At 39.4% G+C, this 19,786-nt stretch carries 21 protein-coding genes and 1 pseudogene; 1 reads left to right on the forward strand and 21 read right to left on the reverse strand.

Annotation, left to right across the window (positions count from 1 at the left end):
- Positions 1-479 precede the first annotated feature (479 nt).
- Positions 480-740 (forward strand): Rossmann-fold NAD(P)-binding domain-containing protein, encoded by a 261-nt coding sequence (locus I6U51_RS11700; RefSeq protein ID WP_211142803.1) that lies wholly within the window; start codon positions 480-482, stop codon positions 738-740.
- Positions 741-1,062: 322 nt separating this feature from the next.
- On the opposite strand, the gene I6U51_RS11705 is transcribed toward I6U51_RS11700, so the two are convergent.
- From I6U51_RS11705 to I6U51_RS25330, 21 genes and pseudogenes are all read right to left on the reverse strand, one after another.
- Positions 1,063-2,241 carry an IS256 family transposase gene (locus I6U51_RS11705; protein WP_246517313.1) on the reverse strand — a complete coding sequence of 393 codons (1,179 nt, stop codon included), beginning with the start codon at positions 2,239-2,241 and terminating at the stop codon, positions 1,063-1,065.
- A gap of 210 nt (positions 2,242-2,451) precedes the next feature.
- Positions 2,452-4,023: a recombinase family protein gene (locus I6U51_RS11710; protein ID WP_211142805.1), complete on the reverse strand. Its 1,572-nt coding sequence runs from the start codon at positions 4,021-4,023 to the stop codon at positions 2,452-2,454.
- A 3-nt stretch (positions 4,024-4,026) separates the two neighbouring features.
- A complete protein-coding gene (locus tag I6U51_RS11715) occupies positions 4,027-4,440 on the reverse strand; it encodes a serine integrase family protein (RefSeq protein WP_067424350.1) in 414 nt (137 codons plus the stop codon).
- Positions 4,441-6,006 (reverse strand): recombinase family protein, encoded by a 1,566-nt coding sequence (locus I6U51_RS11720; RefSeq protein WP_058258317.1) that lies wholly within the window; start codon positions 6,004-6,006, stop codon positions 4,441-4,443.
- A gap of 52 nt (positions 6,007-6,058) precedes the next feature.
- Positions 6,059-6,289, reverse strand: a complete 231-nt coding sequence (locus I6U51_RS11725; protein ID WP_058258318.1) for an SHOCT domain-containing protein — start codon at positions 6,287-6,289, stop codon at positions 6,059-6,061.
- A 130-nt stretch (positions 6,290-6,419) separates the two neighbouring features.
- Positions 6,420-7,121 (reverse strand): N-acetylmuramoyl-L-alanine amidase, encoded by a 702-nt coding sequence (locus I6U51_RS11730; RefSeq protein ID WP_211142806.1) that lies wholly within the window; start codon positions 7,119-7,121, stop codon positions 6,420-6,422.
- The gene (locus I6U51_RS11735; protein WP_211142807.1) at positions 7,121-7,528 is read right to left on the reverse strand and encodes a phage holin family protein; all 408 of its coding nucleotides are present in this window, start codon (positions 7,526-7,528) and stop codon (positions 7,121-7,123) included. The genes I6U51_RS11730 and I6U51_RS11735 overlap by 1 nt, the downstream gene beginning before the upstream one ends.
- A gap of 82 nt (positions 7,529-7,610) precedes the next feature.
- Complete coding sequence (locus I6U51_RS11740; RefSeq protein WP_211142808.1) at positions 7,611-10,082, reverse strand: glycosyl hydrolase family 18 protein; 2,472 nt, start codon at positions 10,080-10,082, stop codon at positions 7,611-7,613.
- Complete coding sequence (locus I6U51_RS11745) at positions 10,079-10,660, reverse strand: hypothetical protein (protein ID WP_211142928.1); 582 nt, start codon at positions 10,658-10,660, stop codon at positions 10,079-10,081. Before I6U51_RS11745 ends, I6U51_RS11740 begins: the two co-directional genes overlap by 4 nt.
- 9 nt (positions 10,661-10,669) lie before the next feature.
- Positions 10,670-10,864, reverse strand: coding sequence for a hypothetical protein (locus I6U51_RS11750; RefSeq protein ID WP_074441024.1), 195 nt, complete (start codon positions 10,862-10,864; stop codon positions 10,670-10,672).
- Between the two features lie 15 nt (positions 10,865-10,879).
- A complete protein-coding gene (locus tag I6U51_RS11755) occupies positions 10,880-13,402 on the reverse strand; it encodes a phage tail spike protein (protein WP_211142809.1) in 2,523 nt (840 codons plus the stop codon).
- Between the two features lie 4 nt (positions 13,403-13,406).
- On the reverse strand, positions 13,407-14,180 hold the full coding sequence (locus I6U51_RS11760; RefSeq protein ID WP_211142810.1) for a distal tail protein Dit: 774 nt from the start codon (positions 14,178-14,180) through the stop codon (positions 13,407-13,409).
- Between the two features lie 13 nt (positions 14,181-14,193).
- Complete coding sequence (locus tag I6U51_RS11765) at positions 14,194-16,752, reverse strand: phage tail protein (RefSeq protein ID WP_211142811.1); 2,559 nt, start codon at positions 16,750-16,752, stop codon at positions 14,194-14,196.
- A gap of 26 nt (positions 16,753-16,778) precedes the next feature.
- Positions 16,779-16,970 (reverse strand): annotated as a pseudogene (locus I6U51_RS25325) (hypothetical protein); the annotation flags it as partial.
- Complete coding sequence (locus I6U51_RS11770; RefSeq protein ID WP_211142812.1) at positions 16,967-17,350, reverse strand: hypothetical protein; 384 nt, start codon at positions 17,348-17,350, stop codon at positions 16,967-16,969. The pseudogene I6U51_RS25325 and the gene I6U51_RS11770, both read right to left, overlap by 4 nt.
- 12 nt (positions 17,351-17,362) lie before the next feature.
- Positions 17,363-17,965: a major tail protein gene (locus I6U51_RS11775; RefSeq protein WP_074441019.1), complete on the reverse strand. Its 603-nt coding sequence runs from the start codon at positions 17,963-17,965 to the stop codon at positions 17,363-17,365.
- A 3-nt stretch (positions 17,966-17,968) separates the two neighbouring features.
- Positions 17,969-18,322 (reverse strand): hypothetical protein, encoded by a 354-nt coding sequence (locus I6U51_RS11780; protein ID WP_211142813.1) that lies wholly within the window; start codon positions 18,320-18,322, stop codon positions 17,969-17,971.
- Positions 18,319-18,750, reverse strand: coding sequence for an HK97-gp10 family putative phage morphogenesis protein (locus I6U51_RS11785; protein ID WP_195923666.1), 432 nt, complete (start codon positions 18,748-18,750; stop codon positions 18,319-18,321). Before I6U51_RS11785 ends, I6U51_RS11780 begins: the two co-directional genes overlap by 4 nt.
- A complete protein-coding gene (locus I6U51_RS11790; protein WP_074441016.1) occupies positions 18,743-19,078 on the reverse strand; it encodes a head-tail adaptor protein in 336 nt (111 codons plus the stop codon). The genes I6U51_RS11785 and I6U51_RS11790 overlap by 8 nt, the downstream gene beginning before the upstream one ends.
- Positions 19,079-19,081: 3 nt before the next feature.
- Positions 19,082-19,390, reverse strand: coding sequence for a head-tail connector protein (locus I6U51_RS11795; protein WP_074441015.1), 309 nt, complete (start codon positions 19,388-19,390; stop codon positions 19,082-19,084).
- Positions 19,391-19,409: 19 nt separating this feature from the next.
- Positions 19,410-19,772 (reverse strand): hypothetical protein, encoded by a 363-nt coding sequence (locus I6U51_RS25330; RefSeq protein ID WP_211142814.1) that lies wholly within the window; start codon positions 19,770-19,772, stop codon positions 19,410-19,412.
- Positions 19,773-19,786 lie beyond the last annotated feature (14 nt).

Raw genomic sequence — 19,786 nt, forward strand, 5'->3', positions numbered from 1 at the left:
AGCAGGTTTGAAACAATAAATTAGAATAGAAAGTAAAAAATTATTTATGAACTGGAATAATGTAGCGTCGTTGATTCGTAAAATAGAGACAAGTCCATCATCTTGTGCAAAATACACTTATCACTCTAGTTCTGTCAAACCATGTCATCGTTCGAATCTTCAATTGAACGTTTTTAATGACAAAAGCATACCATTGACTGAGAATTTATGGACAAACTGAATTCTAGCAGGTATTAAGTATATATTTCTTTTCCTGGTCATCTCGTTCCTATTTTTTGCTTTTATATCCGTGAACATGCAAACTTGAAACGATACTCTTTTTGGATTGAACATTCAATCCAAAAAGAGTATTTATTTAAAAATAGAAATCATCCCACATGTTTTTTATTCTAAACAAAGAAAGGAAGATTTTTACGTTAAAAGTTTTGTTTCTAACTGCCAGTTCCAGTGAAATGCACACTGATTGAACTGGGTCTTCCATGACTATCTTCCCTGTAAGTGAGCCTTACGAGCAAACTGTCGGTGCATTTGTAAAAGCAATTCACGATCATCGCGAACAGCAACCCGGAGATCTTCTAATAATTGCAAAGCTCATTACCGATTTAACCGATATGGATGAACCCCCGCTTCGTCTTCTTATGGGAAGTGACGCGGTCGCTTATGCCGAAGCTGCAAGCAAAGCTCTTTCAGATTCAGACACAAAATGGAAGCATTTAAGTGAATCCATTAATTTTGACTAAATTGGAGAAACCATTTCACTCGCAAGGAATAAATATAGCTAAGAGGAGGGAGAAAAGAGTCAGTTTATTTTCTTGTTATCGGTTGATAATTAACAGATTAAAAAGTACTGCCAAACTTTTCTGAAGTTAGTATGAATTAAATACGTTCTTTTAAAGGCCTTCAATGGCGGTATGAGATTGGATGTCTTTCTGGGTGTATCCCTGATTTTGTGTAAACTCCAAATAGCATAAAAAAGAGCAATATTTTTTAAGGGAGCAAAACAGTCAGATAGGCTGCTTGCCCCTTGGTTAGTATTATACGAAAACCAACCTGGCTGTCAAGCTAGTCCAGTCGGTCGGCAAAGAATATTTCTAATTGGGAATGGATTTGTCCCCAGTCTTTGCGTCGTCCCGTCCACTTCTTAGTAATATCAATCATGGCTAGGTACAGCATCTTTAACAAGCTGTCATCAGTGGGAAATACGGATTTTGCCTTAGTAACTTTGCGCAGCTGACGATTGAAATTCTCAATCGCGTTCGTTGTATAAATGAGCGTTCTCACTTCTTGCGGATACTTAAAATAAGTGGACAAATTGGCCCAATTAACCCGCCAGGAAAGAGCAATCTTCGGATATTTCCCGCTCCACTTTTCATCAAATGCATCCAGATGATCCAAGGCCGTTTGTTCATCAATCGCGGCATATACCAGTTTCAGATCGGCCATTAAGACTTTAATATCCTTGTAAGAAACATATTTCGTTGAGTTACGAATTTGGTGAATTATGCACTGCTGGATTTGCGTCTTAGGAAAAGCAGCTTCAATGGCATTGGTGAACCCGGTAAGGCCATCTACGCAAGCAATTAAGATATCTTCTATGCCACGATTTCTTAGGCCATTTAAAATTCCCAGCCAGAACTTAGCACTTTCATTTTCTCCCACCCACATGCCTAAAACATCCCGGACTCCATCCATTTGAACACCAATCGCGATGTAAACAGCCTTTTTAATAATTTGACCTTCGCTGCGGACATGAAAGTGGATGGCATCCATGAATACAACCGCATAGATGTTCTCCAAGGGCCGCACCTGCCATTCCTTCACAACAGGAAGGATTTTATCGGTAACACGGCTAATTGTGCTGTCGGATACCTCAATTCCGTAAATATCGCGGATATGACCTTCGATATCACTTGTGGTCATGCCCTTTGCATACATGGATAAGATCTTTTCTTCGATATCGCCGCTTAGGGTTGTCTGGTTTTTCTTTACGATCCGTGGCTGAAAATTACCTTTGCGGTCTCTTGGGACGGCAATTTCTATATCGCCCAGGCTAGTCTTTAGTGTTTTTTCGCTGTAGCCGTTACGGCTATTATCGGTTTCCTTATTACGATAGTCGTACTTGCTATAGCCTAATTCGTCGTCTAATTCACCTTCCAGGCCATTTTCTAAAACGGTACTTACCATTTCCTTGAACAATTCCTGGACTCCGGCAACATCGTTAATTCCGGCTCCTTGTAGCATTTCTAATAATTTCTTTCTTTGTTCTCGACGTTCCGGGGTGATTTTTCTCTTTACCATAATTAAAACCTCCAAGCTCGGTGCTTCTATTTTACACCATCTTGGAGGTTTACACAGTTTTCGGGATAGTCTCGTCTTTCTAAGATTATAATTAAGTGTTTTCGAAGTTAATAACCACCAAAGGGTGTTAGCTCTTAATTGACTGTTAATATTTTACATCTCTTCTTCAATCTCAATCCCAGATTTGAATTCAATAACGAGTTTATCTTCAAGCACCGCAACCTTTTCAATTAGCCGCCTTACTAATTGCTCATCATACTCCTCTAACTCGCAGGATTGCTCATTCAAGAAATCAGTCATTTCTGCAATTCGTTGCCTTTTTCCTTCTCGCTCTGCATTCTCTACTAGTGCATTTTGCTTTAATTCCCGAAGTCGATAAATTTCATCAGCCACATCTTCATAATCATTTTTTGATTTTGCTTGTATAAGGAGCTGTTGTTGTAACTCTTCCAATTTTCTATCAATATCATCGGTGGTATTATCATTTTCTTCATTAAGGACGGTAGCTATGTTTTTCTGTAACGTTGAGAGGAAGGGTTCTTTGTTAGCCAAAAGTTCGTTAATAGCCTTGACCACTGCTGTCTGTAATGTTTCCTTGTTTATGGTAGGTGCCGTACATTCAGAGCCTTTTTCCTCTAAACGACTAACACATCTCCAAACAATAGACTTGTAACCTCGGTTATTCCAATGTACTCGTCGGTAAATATCACCGCATTGCCCACAGTAAACAATACTTGATAAAGCATACTTACTACTATAGACTCTCTTTTTACCGCCTTTACCTCCTCGGAGATTCACTCTTCGAACCATCTCTTCTTGAACCTGCATAAAAAGCTCGCGTGGAATAATAGGCTCATGGCTGTTTTCTACATAATACTGGGGAACGATTCCGTTATTTTTAACTCGCTTTTTAGAAAGGAAATCAATTGTATATGTTTTTTGTAGAAGGGCATCTCCGATGTACTTTTCATTTTGCAATATTTTTTTCAGTGTTTCTGGTCTCCATTTTGATTTCCCTGCCGCTGTTAGAATTCCGTCCGCTTCTAGTCCTCTTGCTATCTGTAATAGGCTGGCTCCCTCAAGGTATTCTCTGAAAATCCGTTTAACAACCTCCGCACCCTCTGGGTCAATCACTAGTTGCTTGTTTTCATCCTTGGTGTAACCAAGGAAACGCTTGTGGTTGACCTGAACTTCACCTTGCTGGTATCGATACTGAATACCCAGCTTAACGTTCTGGCTTAAGGATTGGCTTTCTTGTTGGGCAAGGGATGCCATGATAGTTAGCAATACTTCACCCTTGGAATCCATGGTGTTGATATTCTCTTTTTCAAAGAATACAGCGATGTTTTTATCCTTTAATTGACGAATGTATTTAAGGCAGTCCAACGTGTTTCTCGCAAATCGGCTGATGGATTTTGTAATGATCATGTCAATATTTCCTGCCATGCACTCTTCGATCATGCGGTTGAATTCATCACGCTTTTTGGTATTTGTACCTGTGATGCCGTCATCCGCAAAAATACCTGCCAATTCCCATTCCTTGTTCTTCTTAATATAGTTTGTATAATGCTCTATCTGAATTTCATAACTTGAAGCCTGCTCCTCACTATCCGTTGAAACACGGCAGTAAGCAGCCACTCGTATTTTGGGTTTGCTTTCACTATTTTTATTATTTCCGACTCGCTTAATTGCCGGAATGACTGTTACATTCCTACTCACTGCCACTTGTTACACCTCGCTTTCTATCAAATTGTAGGCATATTCCGCCTGCTTGTATGGATCTTCATATTTTTGCACCAGAGGTTTTGCTTTGAACTTTACAGGGTAATCCCTTTCCGGTTCATCTTTAGGCTCCCATATCCTTCCGAGCTTTTCTGCTCGTTTTCGTTTTTCCACCCCAGCCTTTTTAAATGTCTCCTCATCAATAATTGGAGGGTAGAATTCATCGCCAAGGTATTGCTTGTTCTGCAACATCTTTCCTGCAGTGGCATGATAGCAGTCTATCCCAGCTTTTTTAGCAGCACCCTTCAAAGAAAGTCCTGCCAAGTATCCTGAAAATAATTCTTTTACTTGTTCTGCTGCTATATCATCTACAACAGCCTTTCCATCTTCAATTCTATATCCATAGGGTGTGTGACCCATCTAATTCACCAACCTTTCCCTCAATGTGATTCCACATTTTAATTCAAAACCGACTTCCTCCCGTGAAAAGACAATAATCCTCTCTACGTAATCTTCAAACAACTCATCCTCATAAGCTGTGAGCATTTTGGACTTAGTGGCAAACTTAAGCAGACGGTCAACCTCATCTACCTTTGCAATATTGCCATTGACGGAACGAGTAAGTTGATCCTTTTCGGCAAGAAACCTTTCTCTTTCTGCCTCCAGTGCATTCTTTTCTTTATTGAACAGAGCAGGTTCCAGATACCCTTTGGCCATTAAACCTGTCAGTACCTGGCTCTGCTCCATGTTGTTTACAATTTTAGTTTCCAACTCTTCAATTCTACGAAAACTCGCTGCATTGTTCTGGTTACGTAACCCCTGCAAAAGTGGTCTTAATATGAACTTCTGACCAAATATGAGTTTATTCATCATCGTAACAAATGCAGTTTTTATATCTTCATCTCGAATGAACTGCATAGAACATTCCGTTATATTGCTTATATGCTTACTGCAGCACCAAGCAATGTATTTTCTTGGACCGGATGAATGAATCCGTCTTTTAAAGGTACTGCCACATTCCGAGCAGATAATTTTGCCAGAGAAAGAATATCGGTTTAGATATTTACTGTTGCGCTTTTCGATGCCTTTTTCCTTTGCCCTTTGATTGAGAATGGCATCTACAGCTTCAAAATCTTCATGGCTGATAATTGCTTCATGGTGGTTTTCTACTAGATACATATTTTCCTCACCATAATTGGTGTGCCTGTTAAAATGGCTGTCAGTATAAGTCTTTTGCAAAATAGCATCCCCAGTATATTTCTCATTTTTTAATATCCCTCGAATTGTAGTAGCAGTCCAACGAGCACCTCTTTTAGGGGGGATGCCCTTTTGATTAAGATCATCTGCAATTTTCTGTGTACCTTTGCCCGATAATACTTCTGCGAAAATATACTTCACGATTTCTGCCTGCTCAGGGTTTACCACCATTTGACCATCAATGTTGTCATAACCATATGGTGGGTATGAAATCTTAAAAGTACCGTTTTGAAATCTCCTTTGTATTGCCCATTTGTTGTTTTCCGAAATGGAAATGGACTCGCTTTCTGCAAGTCCACTTAATATAGAAAGCATCAACTCACTTTCCACTGACTGGGTATTGATATTCTCTTTCTCGAAATAGATGTAAATACCCAGATCCAACAGCTTACGAACCATCTCTAAACAATCCGTTGTGTTTCTTGCAAACCTACTAATGGACTTTGTAATAATTAAGTCAATCTTCTTGTTTTCGCAATCTGATAGCATTCTAAGAAGTTCTGACCGGTTTTCTTTTTTGGTCCCACTGATCCCCTCATCATAATACAAGCCAACATATTCCCATTCTGGGTTTGCCTTTATGTAAGTCTCATAATGGGATTTTTGTGCTTCTAGGCTCACTAACTGTTCATCACTGTCCGTAGAAACACGACAATAAGCAGCTACTCGTAATTTTGGCTTGATAATTGATGTACCCTTATTCCCGTCTATTTTTGTTATCTTTTTCATCGACTCACCTCCTTTTTGGTAGGTCACATATTACCTCTGAACGCCCAGTATATCAAGGAATATCGGGCATTATCTGTGCTAACATAGGTGAGAAAGTTTCACGGTTTAATAGCATAATTTTGTTGAACTCTTCCTTTGAAATAAAACCCTTATCAAGCATTTGATGTAGCAACTTTTCTGCCCTATAATAATCAAATTCTCTTTGAAGAGCCTCAGCACTTAGATATTTCCTTTTTGGATTTAATAGTAGATCTTGTTTATCTGTAATTTTAGTAATCTGCATATAGGTAACCTCCATTTCTACAGGGAGACCCCTGCACCTATATGCAAAAATCCCTAATGATTCGAACCCCTAAAGAGCAAAAAAAATGACCCGAAGAGCTATTACACTCCTCAGGTCATAGGTAAAAGTGTTAATCATACTTTATAAACGCATCCGTAAAGCCAGCCTTTTTCGCTTTGGCAAGCTGGGCCTCTGCATTGGCTTTTACGGAATAAGCACCGATTTGAACGCGGTAGTATTTCTTTTTCTCTGTTTCTCCAGATTTAGCTCCTTCACTTAAGAGGCTTTTTACATCTGCACGAAATGTATCCATGCTCTTTCCATGCTTAGGAAACCAGTTTTTCGGATCACCATGATTACTTGCGATTCCTCTTTGATAGCCTTCATAATGGCCAATAATATCTTTTTCAGTTAGATTGTATAAATTGCAAAGATAAACACAAAGCTCTACCGCTTCTTTATAAACCGCATTAAAATACGAGGCATCGGTCAATCCATCCTCGCATATTTCAAAACCAATATGTGTATCATTTGCACTTCCTCCAGCATGCCAACCTCGATGGTCCCATGGTAGAGTTTGATAAGTAGCAATTGAACCATCCATAAGCTTTCCAATGAAAGCATGGACACAAACCTGTTTTCCATCGGGCCTATCCTGATTCCAGTGATTATTGTACTGATTTACACCTAATAAGCCATCATCCGGCCCAACATATCTACGAAGATAAGGATTGTTGGCACCGGTGCTATGAACCATGATACCTTTCGGTGTAATCTTTTTACCTGCCTTATAACAAGCATTTTCAGTCAGAATAAGTTTTCTTAGATTCATTATTCCTTACCTCCTTTATTATGCAACTGAACAAGGATATCTTTTAATTTTTCTGGTATTGGTAGTCCTAATCGACCAGCATTTTCTAGCATAGATACACCTTCATTGGAGCAATAGAAAAAGATGATAGCAGTCCGAAGCACGCTCCCATCTCCGATCAGATTTGTATCAATCAAATGTCCAACTCCAACTAGAATAAAAATAAGTACTTTTTTGAATATGCCTTTAAACCCTATTTCACTTGATAGTTTCTTTTCAACAATGGCACACATGACACCGGTGATATAATCAGCCACCATTAAAGCTACTAATGCATATAAAAATCCATCAAAACCTCCTAAAAACCATCCTAAGAGTCCACCAAGTACAGTAAATGCAGTTTGAATCCAACTCCAAATTTCCTTCATCATTTTTACCTCCTTCATGATTGGTGCATATATAAAAAGAGTGCCTGCATTAACGCAAACACTCTTGGTTCAGTGTATTAATTTATATTTGTTTAGGTAAGGCTTCCCATAACCTCATATCCTCCTGTCCTAGAGACCATATTGCAATCCCCCTAAGCTTCCATCGATACGCTGCCTCATTTGCCCAATAGACTAGGCTATCTACGTCTTGGTAGTAAAGAATTGAGAATCCATCTGCATCCCCGAGAAATAATCGTGAAATCCATACATTAATGTCCTTCGGCACAATCTTTACTGAATAGTCATTTCCACAAATCAATGATAAAAGCCTAGAGTGAAAGAAATCATAGTCCATGGAAATATCCTGACTTCGTGTTGAAGCTTCCTCTACATCACTGTTGACTGTAAAAACCTGAAACTCACTATCCCATGTAACACCAGTTCTATCTAGTCTCCCATACTCCGTTCTACTCCCATCTGGGTAGATTACATCAAATCTTTCATAAGGTTCATAAGTCCAGGCATCTCCTAATCTTATTAACTCGCATAGAATACGTCCATCAGATTGAACTCCGGCATAACCACCTGAATAACCATCAAGAGACGCTGTGAATCGCAAAACACTACTTGCTCCAGAATAAACCCTTACAGAATTATTACGTATCCTCATTTCAATGGTGTACATTCTTGGATTTGAGCGAAGATCTGATGATGGAGTTTTAGAAATTTCGGTTGCATAGCTTCCGATTAGAGTAGAACCATTATATAGTTCAATACGCTGTGAATTAATATTTAAACAGCAAAAGATTTCTCCACAAAAAATGCCAGCTTGACCACTTCCATCTGAAGGAAAAGCTAATCTCGCTCTTAAATGAACATCTGAGAAACCATTATATTTCCACGCCAACCTCCCATGTCCATCAAGCTGTGAATAAGGGCGAGTAGCTGGATCATTCTTGTTCTGCCATACCTCCCACTCTCCGCTTAATGTTGTCCAATAGCTAGATGGTAGTGGATTTTCATCTCGAAAGTCCTCATACCAAATTAGTGCTGAATCAGGCTTTCTACGAAGTACTTCCGTTGTCAATTTAAATCCTCGATCGGGCTGAACCATTAAACCGTTCACATCTTTAAACTGGCGAGGGGATAACATGAAGTCAGCATCTCCAGCAGAAGGTTCTTCACTAAAGCTTGAACATACCCGAAATCCATAGAACTGTACTCCTGTTACTGAGGAACTAACTGTGACAGTATGAGTTCCAGCTGAAAGATATACACTCGAAGCCAAAGAGCTCCAGCAAGTTGTTCTCCAGTATGGCCACCATAACCTACTCTCACTAAATACCTTATTTATTCCGTCAAGCGAAACATGGATAGTATTCTTATCCCAAAAAGGAAAAGAAAAGCGAATAGCTACATCATAAAAACCAGCAGATTCTATTTCAAATTCGTAGGTGGCTTCACCTTCATCTCCAAGTGTAATAAATTGAGATGAAACTGATACATTACCAAAATAATTATCAGGTGTTCCACCACTACGGTCTATAAAGATTGTGCCAAATTCAGTTTTTTGTTGCTTACTATAGGCGGTCAAATATCTGCGACGATTATAGGATTCCTCAAGTAATGGGTATGTTCTTGAAACAGCATCCCAGCCTTCCATGTAGTCATACACATGGGGTAACGCCCAAGGAACCTTGTCATAATCATCCCAATACGCAATGATTGGAATCATTGGTTGAGGTGGCCCGTCATCAGTAAAGTTATATCCTCCAGTCATCCAAAGCTTTGCTGCATAATAAGTGTTTGAAATACCACGATATGTTATTCCAAGGTTCTCTGGTGTATCATGTATCCTCCAGTTCCAACCATAGGCGGGCAATCCCAAAAATATTTTTTCAGGATTCATAACCCGAACAGCATAATCATAAATACCTTCCAACCAATCCCTCGGAGAAACCGGTCCCGGAGCAGAACCAGCCCATGCCATGCCATAACTCATAATTGCTGCCGTATCGCAGTACGGATTTAAGTCTTCATAGACACACCAATTTTCGCCACCAACCGATCCTTGTACTCCCGTCATTCCTGGTAAACAAAAATTAACGAGTTTAGAAGAATCATAAGCTTTGACAGTATTATATATGTCACGAAATAGGGCATTTGCAGCGTCTTTGTTCTCGTAGCCACCTCCGCGTTCCAAGTCTATATCAACACCAGAACACCACGGATACTTTTTCATAATCCGAATGATCTCAGTAAGAAATTTATCCTTCGCACCATTGGTGTTATTTCTAAGAGCAGTAAAAATGGAAGCTGTACCATGATTCATAATAGTCAGTAGCCATTTGATATGAGGCCAACGATTAATATAGGTAAGCATACTGGATATGCTTGTTCCTGTTTCTGATATTGTCCCGGTAATATCCACTTCAAAAGTAAAAATGCCCACCGTATCAATTCGATCCCCATAGTCTCGTAATGCTTGATACATGCGGTTATTTCCCATGAAACTCCAGACCATACATCGCTTACCTTTTAAATAGTCAATCAAAGGCGCTCACTTCCTTCCTGCATTTCTTGAAACTCAAATAATACCCGGGCCGATTTTCTGTCTTCTAGCTTTATCACATGTTTACTATCACCGGATGCTGTATATTGAAAAAATCCTTCCTTTTCAGTTGGGCTTCCGTTCTTTAAACACTGTCTAGTTGATGCTAATAGCGAAAAGGTATCACCTGGGCTAACTGCCTCTTTAAATTTCACCTTGTGTGCCCCTGCTCCTTGAGACAATTGGATACTACCTGCAGCCATATTCTGATTAGGATAAATATAACAGTCAAGACCAGTGGAAGTTGATCCTAGGTTAAATAGAATAATCGTCGCTCCGCTTCGAACTACTCCATTATAAAAGCGAACAGGAACAATTGTCTCATTCTCTCGATATTTTTGCAGCATGCTCTCTGTGTTAGTTGTATAGCCAGTAAGGTGATTCCCTTCTTGTGCTTGAATATCAGTAAAATATACCGTTCCTGTGCAATCATCAAGAAGTAGATTCACTGTTACGCTTACTACTCGTTTATCCTCTTTACAATGTATCGTCTCAGTAAATCTGGTAAATGTAACTGACATTTGCACCACCTACCCATCCAGCGTCCATTGTATTTCTGATACATGGCCAACCCAGCCCGTAGCAACAGAGCCCCCTTGTAAAAGCATATCCGTAAAGAATACCTCACCAGTACAATCAGTAATGAAAAGACGGATGGTAAGCGACTTTATCTTTCCAATACCTCTCGGTGTAATAGCATGAGCTATTTGTGAAAAATAAGCCATAGCGTTACCTCCTTCCTAATAGAGATCAATAAACCTAGTTTCTGTCGAACCGTCCTCATATTCAATGACAACTTCAATTCCAACTCTTCCGTTTGGCCCTTTCTGTAGATTTTCTGATGCAATCTGCGCTGAAAATGTGTAGCTCTTTCTACTAGCAGGATACACAGTCTGTGATAAACTTTTTGTCATTCCTAAAACTCCCTCAGCTTTAAAAGAAGCTGATCCTGATACGCCATTATTAGGGTCCACTGTAAAACCTGAACTTAACCAATAGGTTAACCCGTCATCAGCTCGTGAATTTCTTAGATGATTAAAAGGAACTAAGTCTTTTACTTCCTGACGGTCAAGAACATCAGCTGAAGATAAAATATCAGCAGCTTTATCCCAAACAGCAGATGAATCTCCCAGTTCTCTTAATGTTGTTGATAGCTCCAGTACTGTTTTCCACGGTTCTTGGAGATTATATTGTCTGCGTACCACACGAGTTTTAACAGATAAATTCAAATCTCTATCATCCACAGTTACTATATCACCTAGTTTCCATGCCTCATGCTCATATCCTGTCAACACTGATAAGTCCATTGCAGAGAGAACATATGAGATTCGTGGCTTTGCATACTGAGCTAAGCGCATATTAGCAAACTCAAGCAGCTGATAAGGGTTGCTAATTGATGAAGCATCCAGCGTTCCTACTCTAACTTCTGATGAATAGCTATAATCCTCAACATACTCTTTATTATCATTGATAGAAGCAAATGTAATACCATCTTTTCCATAAGCATAAAGGCGAGTGATTAGACTTCTAGTATCCACTACGCGCTGTATACTTTTCATGTTCTTTCTATAGCAAAATAATGCTCCACTATCAGTACCTCCAAATGTCAAGAGATGTACCAAACGATTGGCACTATCGAAAATCAAGTCACCACCATGAATATTCTGTATTGTTCGTAGGATAGCTAATGCATTCTTTTCTGTTGATTGCCATGTACGTTTAGTATTTACAGTTACATTTCCTAATGACCAGCCAGTATTAAGTAAGGCATAGCGCATAGGGACTTCTGGTGTCTCTGCAACAAATTCCATGGGTTCTTTTTCAGCACTAAAAGAAAGATCATAAAATGCAGCTTCCGCATATACCTGAGTTACAACTCTTCCATCGGAGCTTTTCTCATCTGTTATAGTTCGAATACGATAAACATCATTGACAATCTGCACCTGTTTTTCATTGTCTAATGTCACTCGCTTGGAATCATGAAATGGCAGTTTAAACTCCAGAATATCAGCGCCATTCACTTCACTTGTTACTACAATATCAAAGGCATTTTCTAACACTGCTTCCCAAGCCCCGTTAGTATCCAACACAACTGGTCTTGCAAATCCAAGTCTCTCATAAGGAGGTTTTGGTATATCATGTAGTTGTATTTCAAGAAGTTTAGGAGTTCTACTGGTGTCTTGAGTAGATAATGTAATTCGATAACGAATATATTCTCTGTTTGGAGATTGTAATTCACCACTTGTTCCAATAGCCTGCCATTCAGTCCAACTAGACAAATCATCTGATGTAGAAGTTTCTACTAAGCTTATCGATGTTATACCTGCAGTGTATTCACTAGTAACTGATACTCTACCCGTTCCAGAAAGCCCACATGCAGCTGCTATCGAATAGAGCTGTCCACTTTGTGCATAGACCCCGCTTGTTTCTTTTAGTATGACAGAACCAGGGTCCACAAGAGCATCAACATCAGCAGTACTGTCTCCGCCGTTTGCTAAAATTGAAGATTTAAAATAGAAAATTAGATCCTCCATGGTAAGCGAAGAATCTTTTTCATAGAACCAGTCATCAAATCCTCCTGCGTAGTAATAGGTATTTGCATGCATTCCCATCACTATATCCGCAACACAGGATTGATTTAAGTCTCCCGTAAATGTTCGAACTGGAGATTGCCAGACAGCCCCATCACTTCGATCGCAAAGCAAGTTCTGTACCCTTTTGCTGTTTACTTCAATGATTGATGCAATAAAATACCACCCATTGTTCTTTAGCGTAATAGTAGGTGTTTCTGTCTGGTCATATATCAGAGAACCAGAAGAATTATACAGCATTAATCGTAATCTTCCCTGAAATAAAGAAATATAGAAAATAGGTTGGCCTGGGCCTTGTCTAGTATTAAAAATTGGGATATACGTCTGTCCTACAGAATAAGTAGTCGGGTTTATCCATCCACCAACAACAATCTTTTCACCTAAATCACTAAAAAAGCTACCATCATTGGTAGCCACTAAATGCGTTTTTTCACTTGTTGGATTAACGATATTCTGCCTAAAATATCTTCCCAATCTACCTGATAATAAGTTGGCTGATGTGCCTGACCATCCGGATACAAAGAAATTTCTATTATGGCCGGAATCATCTGCAAGCATATTATTGCTATCAGGTGAAGCTTCATTAAATCGCCAGAGAGCAACTGTCTTCTCGCTTACAGGAAACTCACCTGTAAAATCTGTCTGCGATGTTAAGATTGATTTAATTGCCAAAAACTCACCTCCATCTGCTTCTTGCCATAATCTTCAGCTCGGAAAATGTTGCTCCCACCACTGATACTGTTATTTCATTTTCACCTTTGTGCAGTATAGGAAAGTTAAGTTCATCCAAACCTGCAAGTCCATTTCTAAGTGTATTTCCGTTTACATCGGTAATTTTTGCAGTTACTAATCCACTATCAATGACAAGCACTTCATCTGCTGCCAAAGCTCCAAATACTCGTAGTTCTTCGCCATTTGTCGTAATAGAGATGTAGGTGGATGATGAGCTGCTGATTATCCCCTTAAGTTGATAAATCGGTTCTGAATCCGCATTCCCAGTTAACCTTTTAATTTCATGAGCACCAACACTGGATATCGTAAAATGTTCATCTATCAGTGCATAGGCGTGTGGATCTGGACAAATAAATTTTAATTCAAAGGCTCCAGCAGTTCTAAGTAGCCTCTCACAATCTACTTGTTCAGTAAGCCGAGCATAAAAGTAACGATCGGGAATATCCTCTAATACAAGCTGCTTGAGACCATTCATTGGATTAAGCCATTCTGCAATAGAATCTAAAACGCTCACTAAATCTGCAAAACTCTTTTGAGGATATACATTACAGCTGATTGTAATGATCCGCTCTGAACTATCGCAACCAAAATCTGCAACTCCCGCCTTTCCTGGAACAACCTCATACGAATTTCGTAGAGCGGGCGATGCCTGCCACCTTGTAAGTTTTGCTTTTATCTTCATATTTTTTGAATTGATACCATTATAAATGAAGCCCATACATCGCCCTCCTTTATGCAGTTATAAATCTTCCTTGCGCTCGTGATCCTGTTTGCATTAAATTATATAGCTCCTGTGAAATCTTCCGAATATCGTCCTCACTTCGAACAATCATCTGCTGTATTGTAATTAATGAGCCTTTAAAAGTTCCATAGCTACTACTAATACCTGCTCCATTCATATTAAGATTAGGGTTGATGTCAAAATCAGTTGGGATAGCATTTTGCATATCTTCACTAACACTATTCATTGCTTTTTCAAAACCAACACCAATACCCTCTCCAAGGTTTTCGCCTATACCAGCAAATAATGTTGATGGAGAATGAATGCCAAAGAAATTTTTAATTTTATTAACAACACCACCAAAAAAGCCTGAGATTTTATCCCAAAGCCAAGCTCCAGCATCTGAGATTCCTTGCCATAATCCTTTTATCAGATTGGTTCCAACCTGGGCCATTTGCCAAATTGAACCTGTAAACCCTTTAACCAGCGCTGTAATAATTTGTGGCACAGCTTTTACAACCTCTACAATAATCGTTGGAAGGTTCTTAATCAGTGAAACTAACAACATAATCCCCGCCTGAATAATCTGAGGAATGTTACCAATAATAGCATTCACAAGAGAGGACACAATCTTTGGTATAGCAGTAATAACGGTCGAAATGATCTGTGGCAGATTTTGAATCAGTGCCACTAACAATTGCACTCCGGCATCAATTAACTGCGGTATTGAACCTAAAATCGCTGTTATTAACCCGTCTACAATTTGCGGAATCGCTTCTACAATTACTGTGATGATTTCTGGTAAAGCTGAAATTAAAGATGTTAGAAGTTGAATACCAGCTTCGATTATTTGAGGTATTGCACCAATAATGAAATCTACTATCCCAGTAATAATGACTGGCAATGCTGCAATTAACACTGGAAGAGCATCCAAAATTCCCTGAGTTAGTCCAAGCACAAGCTGAAATGCTGCCTCTAAGATCATTGGTAGGTTATCCAAAAGTGCCTGCACAATTTGTATCACTGCTGATACCGCAGCCGGAATTAACTGCGGTAGTGCTTCTGCAATTCCACTTACAATAGTTCCAATCATTTGTACTCCTGCCGCAATAAGTGCAGGTAAAGTTTCAATGATTCCATTGACTAGTGTCATCAGTAGCATGACAGCCGCCTCTGTTATTTTCGGTAATGCAGAGGTAAGTCCTTGAACTAAAGAGATAATTATTTGAGAAGCAATATCCACTACAATTGGCAATTGCTCAGAAATAAATTGAACAGCTTCTTCTAAGATTCCACCAAAAACGTCAATTAAGCCTTGGACACCGTCTTTCTCAAAAGCTTGAGATAATTCATCAATCCAACCATTAACCATCGGAAGAACAGTACCAGAAAGCATGGTTGTTAACCCTTCAGCAAGCTGACCCTTTAACGATGCAACCCCATCCTCAAGAGTTGCCATTTGCCCAGAAAAAGTTTTAGATTGTGCTTCCATTGAACCGTAGAAACGCCCACCTTCAGATGTTGCTGATGCAAATGCCTCCGCAACCATGTCTGCTGAAATTGCCCCTTTTGACATTTCCTCCTTAAGTTCACCGATGGATTTTCCCGTCTTGCGCGAAATTTCCTCTAATGGGTTAAAACCTGCATTAATCATTTGCATCAGGTCTTGCCCTGTTAACTTACCGGTTGAGGACATCTGTGCAAATGCTAAAGTTAAACTTTTGAATTTTTCAGCATCTCCTTGAGAAATATCACCCAACTGTTTCATCCTTATTTGAGCTTCTTCTGCAGACATTCCAAAGCTCATGAGAGTTTGGGCTGATTGAGCGAGATCTTGCATTCCAAATGGAGTAGCTGCTGCTTCTTTTTTCAAATCATTAACTAACTTTTGTGCTTTTGCCTCATCGCCTAGCATGGTAGTAAAAGATGCAGTATAACTTTCCATTTGAGCGTTGTATTCAACGCCATCCTTCATCGCCCCCACAAATGCTTTTCCTATTCCTACGATAGCCGAGCCTAATGCCTTTACTCCACCAATTATGGCATCTGATAGCAGATTTGCTTTGAGTACATCACCAAAAACAGAGGTTTTTTTAGTGGCATCATCCATTTCATCGCCAACATCATCAACATTATCAGCAAGTTCGTCAGCTGCATCAGCAGCATCTTCCATGTTGTCAGCACTTTCATCTGTAGCATCGGAATGTTCACGTAAACTCTTATTGTTATTTTCAAGTTCTCGTTCCATGCCATTGAGCTCAGCCAAAGCCTTATTTAATTGAATCTGCCAGTTTTGAGTTCTACGGTCATTTTCTCCGAAAGAAGTAGAGGCATTATCTAGTGCAGATCGCAATGTCTCTATCTTTTCTTTTTGTGCATCGATCGTTTTTTCTAATACTTCATTACGCGCTGTTAAAGCTTGGATGGATTTATCATTTTTATCAAACTGAGAGCTAATTAAAGCCATCTCACTACCTAAGACTTTAAATGCTTGGTTAATATCTCGAAGTGCATTTTTAAATTCCTTTTCGCCTTCCACTCCGATTTTTAAACCAAAATTATCTGCCAAGATTACCGCCTCCTTTCGTTGAAAAATCAAATCCCATAAGGAATAATGTCATCGATATAAAGTTCCCGCTTCGGTTTTGACATTCCTAGAAACTGTTTATGACACTCCCATAAGTCCATAAGCAAACCAATAGGTGTAAGCCACGTCTCCTCTTCTGTGCGATTTAAGTGAACAGTTCCGTAATATAAAAGCCGGGTAAAGAGTTCATCCTCGTTTACCCGGTTTGCACGTTTTTTGAGTCATCATCAGACTCAACATTCCTTTTTGTCCCTTTAAACATAGCTTCTGTTAGAGCACTCTTATATGTTGCTAGTTCCAAAGGAGAAGTAAGAAGTTCAACTTCTTCTTGAGTAAGAAGTGGCTTTTTGCTATCTGGATTTCGCAAGTTATGAATGAGCAGGCTTTGATTAGCCATTAAAGTTATTAACCAGACTATTTCATCCAGTGCCATTTCGAAGTTCTCAGACTTCATTAATTTTTCACCTAAATTTTCAAGGCCTCTATATCTGCTCGCGATTTCTTTCGTGGCTTTAGTAGTTAGAATAAGTTCATACTCCTGCCCGCCAATATTAATCTTTGCACTTCGTTCTTTATCCATTTCATTTCCTCCTTACTCCTCAGTTCCACTAGGAGCTGCGAATGTTGGTTCATATACTTCGTTGAACCAGCTATTAATAACCGTTGAAGTTACCCCTTCATCTCCCTCGTTAACTTCCGCTTTCCATGGATGCTTACCTTGACCATCCAGCTTATTTCTTCGAAGTACTGTCCCTTCAATAGTCGGAGTTGAAAAAGTGATACTATCGCCTTTTGTCGCTAAGTTTGTTGCAGGAATTCCAAACTTCACACGATACAGCCAAAAGTATCGGTATTTACCGTTTGCTTTTTGTGCTCTAAAGCCAATGGCAACTGGAGCTCCTCCATCCTCACTGGTTGAAATAAGCACATGATTGTCATCAATGGTAGCTCCTGTTAAATCTCCTGCAGCTGCTACCCCTATATCGTCAATGCCAAGTGTAAGGGTACCGCTTTTGAATTCTTTTACAATCTCAGCAGCACCATCATCTGCATAAAGAGTTGCCTCAGCAAGCTCAACAGAAAGTTCTGCACTGATTGCTTTCGCCAGCGGTTTAGGTGTTTCATAGGTTTCATCACCGTTTGTGTCTTCGGTGATTTTTGCATAATAAAGCCTATCAAGACCTATCGTAGCCATTTCTTATTCCTCCATTTCCAATTGAAATTCATATGATTTAGCCACATCTATGGCATAATGGTGATAATCGGTATCATCCTCATGTCCAATGTACCGACGGTCCGTTATAGTAAAATCCGCACCCAAAAGAGTGCGGACTAAGGTGTTTTTTATAGTTGTATAACTTCCTTTTACAAATAAGGAAAGTCTAGCTTCCTGTACTTCATATCCTGGTAAATTATCAGCATGAACTTCGAACAAATCAATAAGTGGTGTAATTACCATATAAGTGTCAGGAGGAACACCAGAAAACCGTCCTGTCTCTACAGGGATATCGCACATATCTGCTATGAGATTGAGTTCATTTAATATACTCATAAGTTTTCTACCTCCTGCTCAAACCGTTTCTTCATAGCCTCTATACATGCTTTTCTTGACGCACTTCTTGCAGGTTTTAAAAATGGTTTTGGTGGCTGACCTGATTTTCCATATTCAATAATATTGGCTATCTTGGCATTACTTTCGCCATTTCTTCGTGGCTCCTTGAAACCCACCTTCACGTTAAAGTTCCCATTCCTATCTACTTTCGCCGGAGACAACCCTAGGGAATCGACAAGCTCACCAGTAGACCGACTTTTCTCTTTTGTTCCAGTACCAACTACAGCTTTCAAATTGGATCTTACCTTTTCTAAAACAATTTCTCCGCCTGACTCAAGTACCTTTGGAATAATTTCATCCGTCTTTTCTCCCAGTCTTGATAGTTTTAGAAGGAACTCCTCAGGCATTTTAACTTGTACTTTAGCCACTTGACCCCACCACCTTTTTTGCCAAAACTTCAATATACATGCCTCTGCCTTTTACATCTTCAACATTAGTAATCTCATATCGACCATCACTACACACAATCACCATATTTGTAGACACCTCAATATCAGGTATCCTACGAAAACAAAATAGAGCAGTTGCTTCTGAAAAAACTGCTCGATTGGCCCACTTTTCATTTCCATGACGATCTTCTTTATAAGCACGAACAGAAGCGAGGATGATATCCTTATATTTACCAAAGCCTTCATTGTCTTTCGTTTTTTCAACGGATATGATATCAATAAAGGTGTTCATCTTCCCAAAACTCATATTTTACACCTTCCAATCTCGGTCAAGTCTAAGCAGTAAATTTACAGTGTTCCAAACTTGCTGACCTGCCTGAACGTTATCAGAAAAAAAGCCGCCAGTACTGCCATCTCGACTTTCATAGAAGTGAGATGATAACATGATGACGGCTTGCTCTGTAGTTGGTGGCATTTCATTTTCAGAATAATGTCCTTCTGGTAAATGCTGATAGCTCTCGGCATAAGCGATTGCGGTATTGATATACATTTGAAGAAGCTCATCATCGTGTTCATGCTCGAGAATTAAGTTAGCTTTTACTTTTTCAAATAGAGTCATAACCGTCATCATCCTTTCTTTATGGTGTATTCGCAGTCATGATACCTGCAGCTTTCAGCTTATTAAGTAAGGCATTAAAGTCCGTCACCAAATCTTCTACTGACGTTGCTGTGCTATCTGTTTGGTTTTCGACCACAGGAAATTCAGGCACTATCGGATATGTTGGTACATATAATTTTTCATCACTTCCAATTTTCACTGGTACTGTATATGTCTCAGTCGTTGCTTCTGCTTTAATACCACCAAGAGTAGTCTCAGTAGCTACCACAAGAGTGGAAGCAGGAAGGCCAGTAACTTTGGCCCCCTCCTTGATTTCTAACTCTCCACCTATAACTGTTTTTTCTCCACCTTGCTCAGTGTAATTCTTTGCGTTATAGCTCATCATTTACACCTCCC

It is taken from the genome of Clostridium aciditolerans (genome assembly GCF_016316925.1).
GTDB lineage: Bacteria > Bacillota > Clostridia > Clostridiales > Clostridiaceae > Clostridium_AM > Clostridium_AM aciditolerans.